Here is a 15,174-nt window from a genome sequence, read left to right as displayed (position 1 = left end):
GCGCGAACCGGCAGGCCACGCCTCGAACGCCGGACGGGGCCCCGGCATGACGCCGAGGCCCCGTCCCGATCACGGTGCACGCTCGCACCGACGGCGATCGCGCTACGCCGACTCGGAGTCGTCGGAGCCTGTCTTCCTCCGGCGGGTCAGCACCAGTGCCGTGCCGCCGCCCGCCAGCAGGACCACGGCGGCGACCACCAGCCACACCATGCCCGACACCCCGGTGTTGGCGAGGCCGCTCGCTCCCGCGAGAGCGGGTGGCAGGCTGCCGGGTTCGGTGGCGGGCGGCGGGGTCTCGCCGCCCGGCGGCGCGTCGTCGACCCCGCCGTCGCCGCCCTGACCGTCGTCCTCGCCCGCGCCGTAGTACTCCCGTTCCTCGGCCGCGTCGATCTCGGCATCGCCCGACAGCGGCCGGAATCGCACGATCTGCGGATCGTTGTCGCTGGCCTGATCGGCGAACTCGGCGTTGATGCGCACCGGGTCGTAGTCGGCGCGCGTCGACAGGTTCCCGCTGACCAGCAGGTGATCCAGCGCCTGCGAGTTGCCGTCGAACACGTACCCGTAGCGCTCGGTGGGAGGCAGGCCGTTCATGGGGTTGACCAGCACATCGGCCTCGGTGAGTGTGCCGAGCACCGGAGAGAACTGGAAGTCGTTGAGGTCGCCCACCACCAGCACGTTCGCGGCCGGGTCCACGGCGACCACCTCGTCGACGAAGGCCCGGACGACGGCGGCCTGTTCCAGCCGCTGTTCCTCCGAAGACCGATGCGGGGGCTGGAAACGGCCGTGCAGCGGCTGATCCCCGCCCTTGGAGGCGAAGTGATTGGCCACGACGAAGACGTTGCGGCCCTCGAAGCGGAACTGCCCGACCAGCGGCTTGCGGCTGTCCACCCACGCCGGATCGGCAGGGTCGATCCGGCCCGGCGAGACGCTGAGCGTCGCGCGCCCGTCCTCGTCGGCACGCACCGCGACGGCGGTGTCGGCGTCCCCGCCGGGAGCGTCCACGAAGGACACCCGGTCGGGGTCGAAGAGGAATGCCACCCGGATGTTGCCGCCGGGCTGCCCTCCGTCCTGTCGGTCGTTCGGGTCGATCTGCCGCCATTCGTAGCTCGGGCCGCCCGCCGCCGTGATCGCCGCCGTGAACCGGTCGAGGGTCGCCGTCGCGCCGACGACGCCGTCGTCGGTCGGACCGCTGTCGTCCTGGATCTCCTCCAGCGCCACGATGTCGGGCGAGGACAGGTTCTCCACCACGCCCGTGGCGAGCCGGTCGAACTTCTCCTGGTCGTCGGCGGGCGAGAGGTTCTCGACGTTGTACGTCGCCACCGCCAGCTCCCAGTCCTCGGCGGGTCTGGTGACCTCCCTCGCCAGCTCGCCGGAGACGTGCTCGCCAAGGGTGGTCGCCTTGATCAGGTAGCCGCCGTACTGGGAGTAGTACAGCGGCCCCTCGGTGACTCCGACGATCTCGTCTCCGACGTCGGCGATCGGGAACGGCCGCTCGTCCGCCGGGAGAAGCGACTCGATCTTCAGTCTGCCCGTGTTCGAGTCGCCGTAGCCCTGGTAGACCGTGCCGCCGCGCTCGCTGCGGTTCTGGTCCGGCTTGGTGGTCACCCAGAGCGCGGAGTAGGCGTCGGTCGGCCCGACCACGGGGGCGTCCTCCACCCGGACGAGCATGCTCTCCCGCGAGGCGTAGAAGTCCAGCGCATACTCGGCGGGCTCCAGCTCCAGGCCCTCGATGTCGCCGTTCGCGTGCGGGGCCTGCGTGAACGGCACCGCCTCGGCATCCAGCAGCTCGGCCTCGGGCAGCGGGTTCTCGCTGGAGAGCACCGTCCACCGCGCCCCGCCGAGCTGAGTGATCGACTGCGCGGCACCTGCCTGACCGCCCGCTCGGTATTCGTCGACCCGGCCGGAGACCAGGACGTCGTCGCCGATCGCGACGTCCGGCGTGGTGCCGCCGGTGAAGACGAACAGGCCTTCGCTGGTCCGTTCGTCGCCGTCGCCCTCGACGTCCTGGAACCAGAAGCCGCGCGCCGAGCCGAAGGCGTTGACGGCGGTGACGATCCCCGGCACGCCGACGACCTCCTCGCCGAGGTGCGGCGAGATCCTGGTGACGCCCTGGATGTCGTGGATGCGCAGGTCGCCGGGCTCCTCCGGTCCCGGTGGAAGCTCCGGTTCCTCCGCCTCGCCCGGGCCCTCTCCCGCCGAGTTCACCGGCGCGGGCGGGCCGACGGTGAAGTCGGCGGCGTTGTCGTCGGTGTCGGTGAGGTCGGCGTCGCGCCGCACCGACGAGGTGTTGTTCGTCGCTGGCGCGGGCGTGCCCTCCCGGACCTCGGCGGAGCCCCAGCCCACCAGGTCGACGATCCGATCGTCCTCGGCGCAGTCGGCGAAGGTCAGACAGGTGAGCGGTTCCCGGTCGCTCACCAGCGCCACGGTGCCGGTGCTCGCCGACATGGCGATCGAACCGACGGCGTCCGGTTCGGGCAGTTCCACGGAGCCGCCCGCGCCGCGACTCTGCGCGATCAGGAAACGACCGTCCGCGGCCACGCCGCCGGTCAGGGCGGTGGCCTGCCATCGCGAGTTCGGCCCCGGCGAGGCGGTCAGGTACTGCACGCTCCAGCCGTCCACCGACACCTCGGCGGATCCGCGATTGCCCAGAGTGACGAAGTCGGTGGTCAGGGCGGCCCCGGAGTTGCCCCCGCCGCCGTAGACCTCGGCGATCACGACGTCGGCCGACTGCGCCGTCGCCACGGGCACCCACGCCAGGCCTGCCGCGACGGCCAGGCCCACCGCCGCGCCGACGGGGGCTCGGCACCGAGACCGGCGCCGGGATGAAGACAAGAGACTCACTCGATCCTCCGAGTCGACAAGGAGCCGGGGCGCCGCCAGACGTGCGGCGGCCGACGGCCTGACTCCCACGGTCGGAGAATCTTCACCTTTGCGGGTGAACGCGAGGAAGACAACGGAGGAACTGATACACGGTCCGCTACCAGATCGTTGTGATCAGGTCACGAACAACGGCGCGGAACCGGCGAGCGGCGCCCGCGACCCACGGGGTCAGCCGCGGCGGGCGGTGACGGCGGAGCGACTCAGGTACGAAGGGCGAGGCAGCGGGCGGTCTCCTGGACGCCGTTCAACTCCATCGGCACCGCGTCGATCTGGCGGAAGCCGTATCGGAGGTAGAACAGGACGGCCGCACGATCGCGGTCGAGCACGTCGAGCACCGGAAGCAGCCCATGCCGACCGGCCTGCGCGCAGGCCGCGTCGAGCAGCAGCGTTCCGACGCCCCGACTTCGAGCGACCGGGGAGACGAAGAGCCTGCTGATGCCTGCCGGGCGCGCGGCGGCCGGGCCGGCGTGCCGCAGCCAGGCCCGCCCCGCGATCTCCTCGTCCGCGGCGACCAGCGTGACATGGCCGAGCAGCGAGCCCACCGCGCCGGAGTCGACGGCCACCCAGGAGCCCAGGACCGGTCCGGGCGGCCTGAGCCACCGAGCCGGATCGGCGGGCCACCTCGTCGGGTAGCCGTCGGCACGGTGCGTGTCGCCGAGCATCGCCACGCAGCCGTCGAGATCCTCGGGCCGTCGCGCCCTGATCAGTACGCGCGTCCGCATGCGTGGCGGCTACTGGAGTTCCTCGACCAGCTGGCACGTATGGGTGATGGGGTCGAGCCCGTTGGCGTGCGTCGCGAGCCGTTGCAGCAGGATGCGAAACGCGGCGGCATCCTCGCCCAGCACGCCCAGCACGCGCAGCTCGACCTGCCGCAACGCGGCCTGTCGGTCGGTCCACAGCGCGCGACCCTTCGGCGTGGCGACGACCAGGCGGCTCCGTCGATCCGCCGGGTCGGGGCGACGCTCGACGAGATCCATCTTCTCCAGATCGTCGATCAGGTAGGTCAGGACGGTGCGATCGATACCGAGCTGCGCCGCGAGCGCGCCCTGGTTGCCGCCGAGGTCCTGGACCGCGGAGGCCAGCACCTGATAGCCCCGCGGGCCGCCGGGGATGTCCGCCAGCACGGCGTGAGTCGCCTTCACATGCGAGCGAAAGACGACGCCGAGCGCCCAGCCCAGGTCGTCCTCCAGCGCCGCCGCGCACGCATCGTCGCGGGCCGGTTCCGCTGAGGCAGGAGTCGCCATGTGTGTCAGCGTACCCCCCGCGACACCTACCATCTTCCCGAAATATCTTCTGCATAAGATAACGTCTTATCCACAACACATCTGCGACGCAGATCGAATGTGACCGAGGAGCTGTTCATGTCCCTGTTCCGTCTCGACGCCAGCATCAACCCCGCGCACTCGGTGACCCGCGAGATCGCCGACGTCGCGCAGAACGCCTGGCAGGACACCAGGCCGGGTGCGCCGGTCGTGCGGCGTGACCTCGGCGCCGACCCGATCCCCTCGGGGGCCTGGGCCGCGGCGACGCTGTCCGGCTTCGTGCCGGTGGATGAGCAGGACGCGGACCAGCGCGCGGCCCAGGCCTTGGCGGCGACGCTGGCAGCCGAGCTCGTGGCCGCCGAGGCCTACCTGTTCGCCGTGCCGCTCTACAACTACGGCGTGTCACAGCACTTCAAGACCTGGGTCGACCTGGTCCTCGCCGACCCGACCTTCGCCGCGGGCGGCCCGCGCGACGCCATCGCGGGCAGGCCCGCCGTGCTGGTCACCGCCAGGGGCGGCGGCTACGGCCCCGGCACACCCAAGGAGGGCTGGGACCACGCCACCCCGTGGATGGTCCGCATCCTCGCCGACGTGCTCGGGCTCGACGTCCAGGTCAGCGCCGCCGAACTCACCCTCGCCGAGTTGACGCCCGGCATGGAGTCGCTCGTCGACACGGCCCGCCAGTCCCGCGATGACGCGCGTGAGTCGGCTCGCACCCAGGGCCGTTCGCTGGCCGAGCGGGTCGTCGGCGCGTCAGTCTGACCAAGGCACCATCCGACCCGGTCGCCGAAGGAGAGAGAAGATGACCGACTACGGGCATGATCTGCGTTTCGGGACGTTCCTCACCCCGGATGCCGACCACGCCGACCAGGTCGTCGCGCTGGCGCGGCTCACCGAACAGGTGGGGCTCGAGCTGGTGACGGTGCAGGACCACCCCTACCAGGCGAGGTTCCTGGACACCTGGACGCTCCTGTCGGTGATCGCCGCCCGCACCGAGACACTGCGGGTGGCGCCCAACGTCGCGAACCTCCCCCTGCGCCAGCCCGTGGTACTCGGCCGCAGCGCCGCGAGCCTGGACATCCTCAGCGGCGGGCGCGTGGAGCTGGGCTTGGGCGCGGGGGGATTCGCGGAGGCGATCACCTCCATCGGCGGGCCCACACTCAGCGCCGCCGAGCGGGTCACCGGCCTGGCGGAGGCGATCGAGATCATCCGGGGCATCTGGGCGCCGGAGGGCGGCCGGGTACGGGTGGACGGCAGTCGGTATCGGGTCCCCGGCGCACGTTCGGGACCCGCGCCGGCGCACGACATAGGAATCTGGCTCGGCGCCTACAAGCCCCGGATGCTGCGGATGACGGGCAGACTGGCGGACGGCTGGCTGCCCAGCAGCGCCTATGCCGCGCCCGAGGCCCTGTCCGCGATGAACGCGACGATCGACGAGGCCGCCGTCGCGGCGGGCCGGGCACCCGAGGAGATCACCCGGCTCTACAACCTCATGGGGTCCTTCGGTCGCGACGACGGCACATTCCTGCACGGCCCGGCGTCGGTCTGGGCGGAACAGCTGGCCGAGCTCACGCTCACGGAGGGGATGAGCACCTACATCCTCGCCTCGGACTCCCCCGAGGACATCCGACGGTTCGCCGCCGAGGTCGTCCCCGCCGTACGGGAGCTCGTGGCGGCCGAACGAGGCCTGCGCCGCGCGGCGTCCGATGAGCGGCAGGCGGGTGGAGCGGCGCACGACGCGGGCGGCGGGCCCGGCCCGCACCGCGGCGACGCGGCGGCGGGCGACGCGCCGAGCGGGGACGAGCGCGAGCGGACGACCGCACCGGTCCGGGTCGCCTCGACGAGCTTCGCCGTGACACCGACTCCGGACGACGGCGTGCGGTACAGCGACCACGCGGCCTGGGACGAGTCGACCAGACCCAGCGGCCCCGACCCGGACCCCGATCGGCGCTACACCGCGCACGAGCAGGCGGCGGGCCGTCATCTCGTCGACGTCCACGATCACCTGCGGCAGGAGCTCGCCCAGGTCCGCGACCTCGTCGAGCAGGTCGCGGCAGGCACCCTGGACGCGGGCAGCGCCCGGTCGCACATCAACACGATGACGATGCGGCAGAACAACTGGACCCTCGGCGTCTACTGCGAGACGTACTGCCGAGTGGTCACCACGCACCACACCATCGAGGACGTGAGCCTGTTTCCTCATCTACGGAAGGCGGACCCCCGGCTCGCCCCGGTCCTCGACCGACTGAAGGAGGAGCACCACGTCATCCACGAGGTGCTGGAAGGGCTGGACCGGGCGCTCGTCGCCTTCGTCGCCGATCCGACGAACGGGATGAAGGGACTGCGAGCCGGTGTCGACCTGTTGACCGACACGCTGCTGTCGCACCTGTCCTATGAGGAACGCGAACTCGTCGAGCCGCTCGCCCGTCTCGGCTTCACCTGATCCGGTCGGCCCCGGCGGGCAGCGGCCCGCCGGGGGCTCGTCCGATCGAGACTCCGACGGCGCGTCGGGACTCGGACGGCCCCGCGACCGACGGGTCTCCCACAGGCCCCTCTCGACGACGAACGCCGGGCGAGTCATGATCGACTCACCCGGCGTTCGGTCTGCATCCTGCGCGGTAGCGGTGGGATTTGAACCCACGGAGGGGGTAAACCCTCACGCGCTTTCGAGGCGCGCTCCTTAGGCCGCTCGGACACGCTACCGTGCGCCAGAATAGCGAACGACCCACCGCGGCCGGCACGGGGGGGCCGCCAACCGGCCGCGCCACGGTCAGCGCCATGCCCGCAAGGCGTCGGCCAGCCGACTCCGCGCCCGGCAGAGCCTGCCCCGAACGGCCCGTTCGTCGAGGTCGAGCAGTCGCGCGGTCTCCGAGTGCGAGGCACCGTCGACGTCGATGAGCAGCCACACCGCCCGCTGCGGCGAGGACAGCGTGCCCACCGCACCGCCGAGGTCACGGAGCTGGGCGCTCGCCTCGGCCGTCCGTTCCGGCTGCGCCCAGCAGTGACCGCCGCCCGGCCAGAAGACGACGTCCTGCTCGGGAACCTCGGCGTAGGGCTCGGTGCGTCGTCGACGGCGCAGCCGCAGAATCTGGAGACACTGCCGTTGCGTGACGCGGAACAGCCAGCCGCCGATCGCCTCGGGCTCCAGCAGAGCGGAGAGCTTTCGCCAGCAGATCAGGAACACGTCCTGGGTCACGTCCTCGGCCTCGGCACGATCACCGAGCATCCGCAGCGCGACACCGAACACCTGGCCGGAATGTCTGCGCAGCAGCTTCGCGAAGTCCGCGTCGGTGAGCGGCGACCGCTCGCGAGCCGAGGCAGGCAGGTCGTCGTCCGCCGGATCGACCGCACCGCGGGCAACCGGTCGGGCCACCTCGACGTCCCGATGCTCGGCCATCTTCGCCACACCCCCGAGGTCGCGCACAGGAAGGCCCGCCCCACCGTCGTGGGACGGGCCTCATGGTGGCAGCGTCGGGGCGCCCCCGCCGGGCGAGATACCGAGCGACTTTCGCGTTCAGCGACGGTTCAGCTGCCCGCGAAGCGACTTTCCGGCCGAACCCTCGGGATACGCCGACGGGCGCTCACCGTGCCGACGCCTCAGCGGTTGCCGCCGTCGAACTTGCCCTTGATGTCGTCGACCGCTCCGGCGGCCTTGTCCTTGACATCCTGACCGGCCTGCTTGGCCTGGCTCTCCAACCTGTCCCGCGTCCCCGCGTTCTCCATGTCCTCGTTGTCAGTGGCGCGGCCCAAGGCCTCCTTCGCCTTGCCCGCGACTTCCTGAGCCTGGTGCTTGGCCTTGTCGAACACGCCCATCGGGTGACTCCTTCGCTCTCATCGGCGAGAAGGCTCCGCGTCGGGTGACGCCCGCCCTCATGTCCACGGGGTGCCCAACCCGCGCAGCAGCGTCACAAATCTGTGAGGTTCGTCACTCACGCGGGCGGCGGCGGCCGAGGAAGAACCGATCCAACAGTGCGGCGCACTCCGACTCGAGCACCCCGCCGACCACCTCGGGGCGGTGATTGAGCCTGCGGTCGCGCACCACGTCCCACAACGATCCGACCGCGCCCGTCCTCGGCTCCCAGGCGCCGAAGACCAGCCGGTCGATTCGCGCCGCGACGACCGCGCCCGCACACATCGCACACGGCTCGACGGTGACCGCCAGCGTGCAGCCGGTCAGCCGCCAGCCGTCGCCGTGCGCCGTCGCCGCGGCCCGCAGGGCGAGGATCTCCGCATGCGCCGTGGGGTCGCCCGCCGCCTCCCGCCGGTTGTGCGCCGCCGCCAGCAAGGCGCCCTGTCCATCCACCACCACCGCTCCGATGGGGACGTCACCGGTCTCGATCGCGCCTGCCGCCTCGGCGACGGCTCGTCGGATCAGCGCTCGGTCGGACTCGCGCACATAGAGGTCAGACACTCTCCCGATGCTCCAACACGGTGGCGAGCGGCGCCGCGAAGCCACAGCGTTGCGCGATCATCATCAACTGCTCGTCGGGGTAGACGTCCTCCTCGACGATCACCGTCAACTCGGCGTCGGACAATCCCAGGTCCGCCAGGATCCCCAGATCGCCCTCGGGCCAGAGTTCGTCCTCGTCCTCGTCCGGCAGCTCGATCCGAAGCAGGTCCAGGACGTCCGCCGCGATGTCGTAGTCGAGGGCGGCGGTGGCATCCGAGAGCAGCATCGACACGCCGCCGGGTGCGGGCCGCAACAGGACGAAGAACTCGTCGTCGACGTTCAACAGCGCGAACGCCGCCCCCGTCGACCGGGTGTTGCGCAGTTCCGTGATCGCCGTGTCCAGGTCGAGCAGGGCCGACTCGGGCATCCGGATGCACCGCCATTGGCCGTCTTCCCGAAGCACCGCCACGGCGGTGCCCTGGATCGGCTCCTGCACCGACATGACACCACGGTATGCCCACCCGGCGTCACACGAAAGCACCATCGCTGTGAGACAACCCGGACGGGGACCACGCCCAGGGAACGCGACCGGGGACATGGCGGGCCGCCAGGCCCGTCACCTGCGAGAACCGCAGGCCTGGGCCTGCGTGTCCGGTCGAACCGGCCCGGCCGCGGCGGCTGGACGGCGGTCACTCGTCCGCATGGAATGCGGGTTCCCTTCACACAATGCCCGCGAACGGGGGAGGATGACCGGCGTGCCCGCGGTGTGTGTGATCGGACTCGGATTGATCGGCGGGTCGGTGCTGCGCGCCGCCGCGGCAGCGGGTTGGCAGGCCTACGGGGCGACCGCCTCGACCGCCGACGCCGACGCGGCCCGCGGTGCAGGTCACGACGTCGCGGCCGACGTCGACGAGGCGCTGCGCCGGGCTGCCTCCGACGACGCCCTCCTGGTCATCGCGGTCCCGCTGACCGCGCTCGACAGCGTCCTGCGCCAGATCGCCCGATTCGCACCGCACTGCGGCCTGACCGACGTGATCAGCGTCAAGGGGCCGGTGGCGGCGAGCATCACCACGAGGCTGCCCGAGGCACGCTACGTCGGCGGTCATCCGATGGCGGGCAGCTCGACGTCCGGCTGGGCGGGCGGCTCGGCTGAGCTCTTCCGCGACGCGCCCTGGCTGCTGGTGACCGAGGACGACACCGACCGTGCCCACTGGCTGCGGACGGCCCGCCTCGCACTCGCCTGCGGCGCCGAGGTCGTGGCGGCGTCCGCCCGCGAACACGACGCCGCCGTCGCTCGCATCTCGCATCTTCCCCACGTTCTGGCCGCCGTGCTCGCCTCGGTGGGCAGCGGTGGCGGCGGACTCGCGATGAGCCTCGCGGCGGGGTCCTTCTCCGACGGCACCCGAGTGGCGGGCAGCAGACCCGCGCTGGTTCAGGCGATGTGTGAGGGCAACCGCGACGAGCTGCTCGCCGCCATCGACGACGCGCTGGGCAGGCTCGGCGTCGCACGTGGATCACTGGCCACGACCGGATCGCTGGCCGCCACCATCAACCACGGGAACCTGTCCCGCATGCGGTGGACCGAATCGAAGACGCTGCCGACGGGCGAGTTCCGTCTTCAGTTCCTCGATCCCGACGCGCCCGCCGAACTGCGTGCCATCGGCGAGGCCGGCGGGCGGATCCACACCATTCGCGGCGACGTGCTGCACGGAACCCTGCCCCGCCGCGACTGACCGAGCCCTCGAGGCGACTCCGTCCCCGCCGCGATCGACGAGATCCGGTGGCCTGAGGCGTCCACGCCCCGCGGCCCTGCTGCCCATCGCGGCCCTGCCGATGCTGGGCGGTGCCGTCTTCCTGCTGCGCGACCAGGTGGATGCCGTGTCCGCGCCGACGTGGGAGATCACCGATCCGCTGATCGCCGAGCAGGCCGAGTCGGTCGGCCATCGACCGACCATGCCGCTCCGGCCGCCGCGCCGCCGCTTCCGATCGAGAGCAGTCGCCACCCGCTCGCCGCGGCACACCGCGCGGAGTTCGTCAGCACGCTACCGATGGCGAACGGCGTGAGGCTGCTCCTCGACGGCGCGGCCGTACCGGCTGGGGAGGAGCCCGTCGACCGAACCGGGACGAGCCTGGATACGGGCCGACCCGCCGATGCCGGCGCTACGGGCGAAGCCGGCAGGCCTCACGGCCGGCGGGGCCGGTGGTGCCGTGGCGCCGACGGGCCGGGTTCGCGTGTGGTCGGAGCCGTCGGCGGAACCTGCCGAGGCACATCCGTTGTCGTAGGCGGCACCGACCACACCCGTGCTGCCCGTGATCTCCGCCAGGGTGCGCGGCGACGGCGGGCCGATCGCCGTGCGGGCGTCCGAGGCGTCGGTGCCCCGGGCGCACTGTTGATCACGCTTCGTCGACGGGCATCACCCTGGCGGGCGGATCGATCAGGTGCTGTCGGCCACGGGCTTCGACGTGCTGGCCGACGACGACGTGCTCCTCCGGGTCCCCGCGCACGAGGACGGGCCGATGGTCGGCGGTCTGCACGACATCACCGTGGACGTCTCGAATCATCCGCATGACACGCTGATCCTGCGCGCCGCGGTGCACGGCCGGACGGCAGGCGAGGTCGAGGCCGGTCCGATCGCCCGGCTCAGACTCACCGGATGACGGGGCGGGACGCACCAGCCGGATCGCGGGGCGGGCGATCCGCGCACGGTCGCCCCCGCTCGCCGCGATCTCGGCGGCGTGCAGGCTTCTCACCCGGCTCGACGTCACCGTCGACGACGTGGTGCCCCGGAAGATCGACGAGGCGGTCGCGATGGTGTGCCGGTGCGGGCGCCGCCGGACATCGCTCCACCACGGAGACGACCGATGCGGCGGATCGGCGCGCACGGCGGGGTACCTGCCTGCGGGCCTCCGCTCGGCTCCTCGATGTCGCGCGTCGTCGACCTCTGTCGGCACCGTCAGGCAGGCGGCGGGCCGGGTATCCAGACCGCGTGCCTCGCGACCGCCCAGGCATCGCGATCGCCGTCGAGCCCTGACCCACTCGAGGCTGCGAGGGATCGATCGTCGGCGGCCGGGCCGCTCCGGGGCCGATCGCCTGCCACCCCGTATCCCCGATCCGCGCGAGCCGCCGCGCGGCATGGACCCGAGCCCAGCCGGCCGCCGCTCGACGAACGGGGAAGGCGGTCAGATCCGGCGGGCCAGGCCGGGGTGGTCCAGAACGAAGCCGTCGGCGTCCACGGTGAGTTCGACCGTCTCCGCGCCCGAGGTGAAGGCCACGATCGTCGCCGTGTCGTCGGCGCGGACGAGTTCGTAGCGCCGCGTCACCGGCTCCACCGCCAGATCGGGGAGGCTGACGAGGGCCATCGGCACGTCACGTGCCCCGATCTCGGTACGCAGACCCAACCGGTTGATCGGCATCGTGGCGAAGAGCGCCGAGCCCGCCAGCTCGATGTCGACGGCGCCGTTCAGCTCCGTCCGCTCGACCCGCTGCTCGCCTGCCGCGAGGTTGTCACCCCGGTCGATCAGCCAGATCCCCTCGTGAGAGTGGCTGATGGACAGGTGGCGCTCCTCGTCGGCGGTGACGGAGTGCACCAGCAGGCGCCGCACGCCGCCCTGGTCGTCCAGGTGCAGCTCGTAGGAGACGGTCATCGCGGGAGCGGCGTCGGCGGCCGCGGCGATGATCTGCCCCAGCGCGCGCAGCCGCCGTCCGCTGCGCAGCACGCGCGCGGATTCCAATCGGCCGCCGTCGACGCCCTGCCAGGTCAGCATCCGCGCGGACGGGGCAGCCGGAACGGCCTCGGCCGAGCGGGCCCCACGCTCCCCGGGGGCCCGCTCCGTCGTGTCAGGAATGTTCACTCTCCACCCGGGATGTAGTCCTTGCCCTTGTCGACGGCCTTGTCGACCTGTTCTTCGTGGCCCAGCTTGTCCTTCGCGGACTCGCCCGCCTTGTCGGCACCCTCACGCAGCTTGTCGCCGTGCTGTTCGCCGAGTTCCTGCGCCTTCTTCTTCATGTCGTCCAAGCCCATGAACACCCCTCCTCTTTCCGGCCCGTCGCCGGGCTGTCACAGGCGGAGCGCGTGGCTCTGGAGCCGGAGAGTACCCGAATCCTGTGCCCTCCACCTATACGAATGAAGGCCACCGAAAGCGAGCCGGTATCAAGCTGAACCATCGGTGACCAGGGCGCGCGTCCTGATACCGCCTGCGGCCGACCAGGACACCCGGCCGACGCTACTCCGAATGACGCAGAGCGCTCGGCTGCGCAGTGGACGCTCACCGAAGTGGGTAATCACCGTGAGTCGACAGCCTCGACAGAACGCCACTGAGGAGTGAGCAGACAACGCGACGGGGCCGCCCCTCCGGATGGAGGAGCGGCCCCGGATCACTCGGTTGAATCGATGCGGCGACCGGCTCTGGACTTCACCGGTACGGCCTGAGCCGGACTCAGACCTCGCCGGTCTTCTTGCGACGCATCATCAGCAGGGCGCCTGCGCCGCCGCCGATGAGCACCACGCCGATGATGACCGGCAGCCAGATCGACGCGCCGGTGTCGGCGAGGTCGTCCTGTTCGTTCACGTCCTCCACGTCGGTCTCCGTGGTCGGCGGCGTGGTGGTGCTCGGCGCCGGCTCGGACGGGGTCGGGGTGGACTCGGTCGGGGTGGGCGGCGTGGTGGTCCCCTCCGGCGGGGTGGTCTCGGTGGGGGGAGCGCCCTCGACCCACGAGGCCGTCGCCTGGCTGTCGAGCGCGGTCGGCTTGGACTCCGCGACGATCAGCGACTGGGTCCGCATCTCGCGACGTGCGGTCTCGTGCCGCACCCCGCTCCAGTTGGCGGACTCGTCGCCGATGAACAGCCGACCGGCGTTGACGGTGGCGGTGGCGTGCGCGGTGATGGTGGCGCTGCCCTCGGCGACGTCCGCCGGGACGTCGAGGAAGAGCTCGCCGAGGTCGGCGGTCGAGACGTCGCCGTCCAGGATCGCGACCGGCTCCGCGTCACCGTTCTTGCTGACGAGCTGCACACCCTCGGGCGCGTCCACGGCCAGCTCGACCGTGTCGGCGGTGGTCTCCAGGGAGAACGGGCCGACCAGACCGCCGGCCTCGCCCTGCACCTCGGCGGGGGCGAACTGGAGGGTGGGGCTGGGCTGCTCGCCGATCCCGACGTTCTCGTCGCCGGTCAGGTAGTCGAACAGCGCGATGACATCGTCGGCGTTGTCATCGTCGAGCTGAGCGCCGTTGCTGTAGTGCCAGATCGCGGCCTGCGTGCCGCCGATGGCCTCCTGCTGGTCGAGGTCGGTGCCCAGTTCCTCGTTGAGGGCGTCCACGGCGACACTCGGGAAGGAGTGCTGGAGAATCCACAGCACGTTCTCCCGGTTCTCGTCGAACGTGGCGCCGTCCACGGTCGGGTACTGGTCCCAGGGCACCTCGATCATCGGGGCGCCGGTCCGTGCACCGACGGTGAGCTCCACGCAGTAGGTACGCAGGACCGTGCCATCGTCGAGGCCGAGGCTCAGCAGCCGCGTGACCTGGTCGCCGCCTTCCTCCAGGCTCACCCGAGTTCCACGGTCGGGATCGGGATTGGGCGCGGGAAGAAGCTCGCCGCGAGTGGCTGCGAACGCAGGCAGCGCGGTGGTCGCCAGAATGGCCGCGGCGCCGAGGAGGGCCGCACCCGCCTGCGCGACACGCATCCGGATTCCCATATCTCTCCTTTCGCCTGGACCTGGGTCCGGTCCAGAAACCGCCGACCGCCGGCGGAGCGTCCTCGTCTTCGGACCGCGACATCGCATCCCGACACCGACTTCGACAAGCCGATGTCCACCTGGTGTGAGAACCACGGACTCTCGCCGGATCGCGAGACGGAGCGGGCGTGGATCGCCGTCCACATTCGAGTGACACGCGGACTTTACTTCCCACCCGAATTCGGCGCTGAACGGGGGTGGCTGACGTCGGGCGTCCGATGGCAAACCGTCGCAGCCGGTTACCGCCGATGTCGACGAGCCGAAAGCACCACCGCGGCACAAGCTCGAATGGGGCGACCAAATGATAACGACCTGATAAATACGATGCCTTGGCTGAAACATTCTCGCCGCTATCGACGATCACCGGCGAATGCCGGGTCCGCGCGGCGTCGCCTCCGACGGCGCACCGGGGCGCCCCGGCGACCGCGACCACCGCTCATCACCGGATGGACCACCGCTGTTCACCACGACATCGCCAGGTCGCCGCCGTGACGGGTCTGTCGCGGGACCGTCGTCCACGGGGCGCTCGCACGCGTGGCCGAGGCCGCCGATCGAGCCGACGTTACAGATCCACGCCACACCTTCGGCGGACCAGCCTTCCCGTCCTGTGACGAAGATCGGTTCCCCGCCGATCGTCACCCTGGCGATGGTCAGCTAGAAGGATTCCCCCGACTTCGGATACACACCATCCGAAGTAGACGAATAACGGCGACTCGGCTGACCGGAGCAGCAGGCCAAGCTATTCGAACTCCGATCAACGACCCCGATCGATCCACTCGACAGTCCCGTTCGCCGCCATCGTCACTCCGCCGCCGTCACCCGAGTCCGCCCGCATCGAAACGCGGGCGGGTCGGTGACGCCGCGCACACGACGGTGCGCCGGGAACGACCGAGCGGGCGGGTGGTCCTGATCTCA

At 71.3% G+C, this 15,174-nt stretch carries 14 protein-coding genes and 1 tRNA gene; 4 read left to right on the top strand and 11 right to left on the bottom strand.

The window, feature by feature from the left end:
* Window positions 1-102 precede the first annotated feature (102 nt).
* The 3 genes from AHOG_RS00850 to AHOG_RS00840 form a co-directional block, all read right to left on the bottom strand.
* Window positions 103-2,832, bottom strand: a complete 2,730-nt coding sequence (locus AHOG_RS00850; RefSeq protein WP_184451143.1) for an endonuclease/exonuclease/phosphatase family protein — start codon at window positions 2,830-2,832, stop codon at window positions 103-105.
* 248 nt (window positions 2,833-3,080) lie between these two features.
* Entirely contained in the window at window positions 3,081-3,602 is a 522-nt protein-coding gene (locus AHOG_RS00845; protein ID WP_093939660.1) for a GNAT family N-acetyltransferase, read from the bottom strand.
* 9 nt (window positions 3,603-3,611) lie between these two features.
* Window positions 3,612-4,124, bottom strand: coding sequence for a MarR family winged helix-turn-helix transcriptional regulator (locus tag AHOG_RS00840; RefSeq protein ID WP_093939659.1), 513 nt, complete (start codon window positions 4,122-4,124; stop codon window positions 3,612-3,614).
* A gap of 117 nt (window positions 4,125-4,241) precedes the next feature.
* Between AHOG_RS00840 and AHOG_RS00835 the strand changes: the two genes are divergently transcribed.
* Window positions 4,242-4,904, top strand: coding sequence for an FMN-dependent NADH-azoreductase (locus AHOG_RS00835; RefSeq protein WP_093944031.1), 663 nt, complete (start codon window positions 4,242-4,244; stop codon window positions 4,902-4,904).
* A gap of 40 nt (window positions 4,905-4,944) precedes the next feature.
* A complete protein-coding gene (locus AHOG_RS00830; RefSeq protein ID WP_093939658.1) occupies window positions 4,945-6,585 on the top strand; it encodes an LLM class flavin-dependent oxidoreductase in 1,641 nt (546 codons plus the stop codon).
* A 173-nt stretch (window positions 6,586-6,758) separates the two neighbouring features.
* Here the strand turns inward: AHOG_RS00830 and AHOG_RS00825 are convergent.
* The 5 genes from AHOG_RS00825 to AHOG_RS00805 form a co-directional block, all read right to left on the bottom strand.
* A tRNA-Ser gene (locus AHOG_RS00825) sits at window positions 6,759-6,845 on the bottom strand.
* Window positions 6,846-6,912: 67 nt separating this feature from the next.
* On the bottom strand, window positions 6,913-7,539 hold the full coding sequence (locus AHOG_RS00820; RefSeq protein WP_093944030.1) for an RNA polymerase sigma factor: 627 nt from the start codon (window positions 7,537-7,539) through the stop codon (window positions 6,913-6,915).
* 200 nt (window positions 7,540-7,739) lie between these two features.
* Window positions 7,740-7,955: a CsbD family protein gene (locus AHOG_RS00815; protein WP_093939657.1), complete on the bottom strand. Its 216-nt coding sequence runs from the start codon at window positions 7,953-7,955 to the stop codon at window positions 7,740-7,742.
* Window positions 7,956-8,067: 112 nt separating this feature from the next.
* Window positions 8,068-8,538 (bottom strand): nucleoside deaminase, encoded by a 471-nt coding sequence (locus AHOG_RS00810; RefSeq protein WP_093939656.1) that lies wholly within the window; start codon window positions 8,536-8,538, stop codon window positions 8,068-8,070.
* Between the two features lie 7 nt (window positions 8,539-8,545).
* A complete protein-coding gene (locus AHOG_RS00805) occupies window positions 8,546-9,034 on the bottom strand; it encodes a tRNA adenosine deaminase-associated protein (RefSeq protein WP_093939655.1) in 489 nt (162 codons plus the stop codon).
* Between the two features lie 244 nt (window positions 9,035-9,278).
* Between AHOG_RS00805 and AHOG_RS00800 the strand changes: the two genes are divergently transcribed.
* Both AHOG_RS00800 and AHOG_RS00790 read left to right on the top strand, forming a co-directional pair.
* Complete coding sequence (locus tag AHOG_RS00800; RefSeq protein ID WP_221439156.1) at window positions 9,279-10,265, top strand: prephenate dehydrogenase; 987 nt, start codon at window positions 9,279-9,281, stop codon at window positions 10,263-10,265.
* Window positions 10,266-10,971: 706 nt separating this feature from the next.
* A complete protein-coding gene (locus AHOG_RS00790; RefSeq protein WP_093939652.1) occupies window positions 10,972-11,190 on the top strand; it encodes a hypothetical protein in 219 nt (72 codons plus the stop codon).
* 522 nt (window positions 11,191-11,712) lie between these two features.
* On the opposite strand, the gene AHOG_RS00785 is transcribed toward AHOG_RS00790, so the two are convergent.
* The 3 genes from AHOG_RS00785 to AHOG_RS00775 all read right to left on the bottom strand — a co-directional run bounded on the left by AHOG_RS00785 (window position 11,713) and on the right by AHOG_RS00775 (window position 14,220).
* Window positions 11,713-12,384 carry a putative glycolipid-binding domain-containing protein gene (locus AHOG_RS00785; RefSeq protein ID WP_157736562.1) on the bottom strand — a complete coding sequence of 224 codons (672 nt, stop codon included), beginning with the start codon at window positions 12,382-12,384 and terminating at the stop codon, window positions 11,713-11,715.
* Entirely contained in the window at window positions 12,381-12,554 is a 174-nt protein-coding gene (locus tag AHOG_RS00780) for an antitoxin (RefSeq protein WP_093944029.1), read from the bottom strand. Before AHOG_RS00780 ends, AHOG_RS00785 begins: the two co-directional genes overlap by 4 nt.
* A 415-nt stretch (window positions 12,555-12,969) precedes the next feature.
* A complete protein-coding gene (locus AHOG_RS00775; RefSeq protein ID WP_169725792.1) occupies window positions 12,970-14,220 on the bottom strand; it encodes a thioester domain-containing protein in 1,251 nt (416 codons plus the stop codon).
* Window positions 14,221-15,174 lie beyond the last annotated feature (954 nt).

Origin of the sequence: Actinoalloteichus hoggarensis (assembly GCF_002234535.1) — a bacterium.
In the GTDB taxonomy this organism is placed as follows: Bacteria; Actinomycetota; Actinomycetes; order Mycobacteriales; family Pseudonocardiaceae; genus Actinoalloteichus_A; species Actinoalloteichus_A hoggarensis.
Note: the sequence above shows the minus strand (reverse complement) of the source record. Positions and strands in the feature narration are given on the sequence as shown.

Excerpts from the sequence above, each read along its gene's own strand:
- AHOG_RS00775 (WP_169725792.1), bottom strand. The coding sequence starts at position 14,220 with ATGGGAATCCGGATGCGTGTCGCGCAGGCGGGTGCGGCCCTCCTCGGC.
- AHOG_RS00780 (WP_093944029.1), bottom strand. The coding sequence starts at position 12,554 with ATGGGCTTGGACGACATGAAGAAGAAGGCGCAGGAACTCGGCGAACAG.
- AHOG_RS00800 (WP_221439156.1), top strand. The coding sequence starts at position 9,279 with ATGACCGGCGTGCCCGCGGTGTGTGTGATCGGACTCGGATTGATCGGC.
- AHOG_RS00815 (WP_093939657.1), bottom strand. The coding sequence starts at position 7,955 with ATGGGCGTGTTCGACAAGGCCAAGCACCAGGCTCAGGAAGTCGCGGGC.
- AHOG_RS00835 (WP_093944031.1), top strand. The coding sequence starts at position 4,242 with ATGTCCCTGTTCCGTCTCGACGCCAGCATCAACCCCGCGCACTCGGTG.
- AHOG_RS00805 (WP_093939655.1), bottom strand. The coding sequence starts at position 9,034 with ATGTCGGTGCAGGAGCCGATCCAGGGCACCGCCGTGGCGGTGCTTCGG.
- AHOG_RS00830 (WP_093939658.1), top strand. The coding sequence starts at position 4,945 with ATGACCGACTACGGGCATGATCTGCGTTTCGGGACGTTCCTCACCCCG.
- AHOG_RS00820 (WP_093944030.1), bottom strand. The coding sequence starts at position 7,539 with ATGGCCGAGCATCGGGACGTCGAGGTGGCCCGACCGGTTGCCCGCGGT.
- AHOG_RS00845 (WP_093939660.1), bottom strand. The coding sequence starts at position 3,602 with ATGCGGACGCGCGTACTGATCAGGGCGCGACGGCCCGAGGATCTCGAC.
- AHOG_RS00840 (WP_093939659.1), bottom strand. The coding sequence starts at position 4,124 with ATGGCGACTCCTGCCTCAGCGGAACCGGCCCGCGACGATGCGTGCGCG.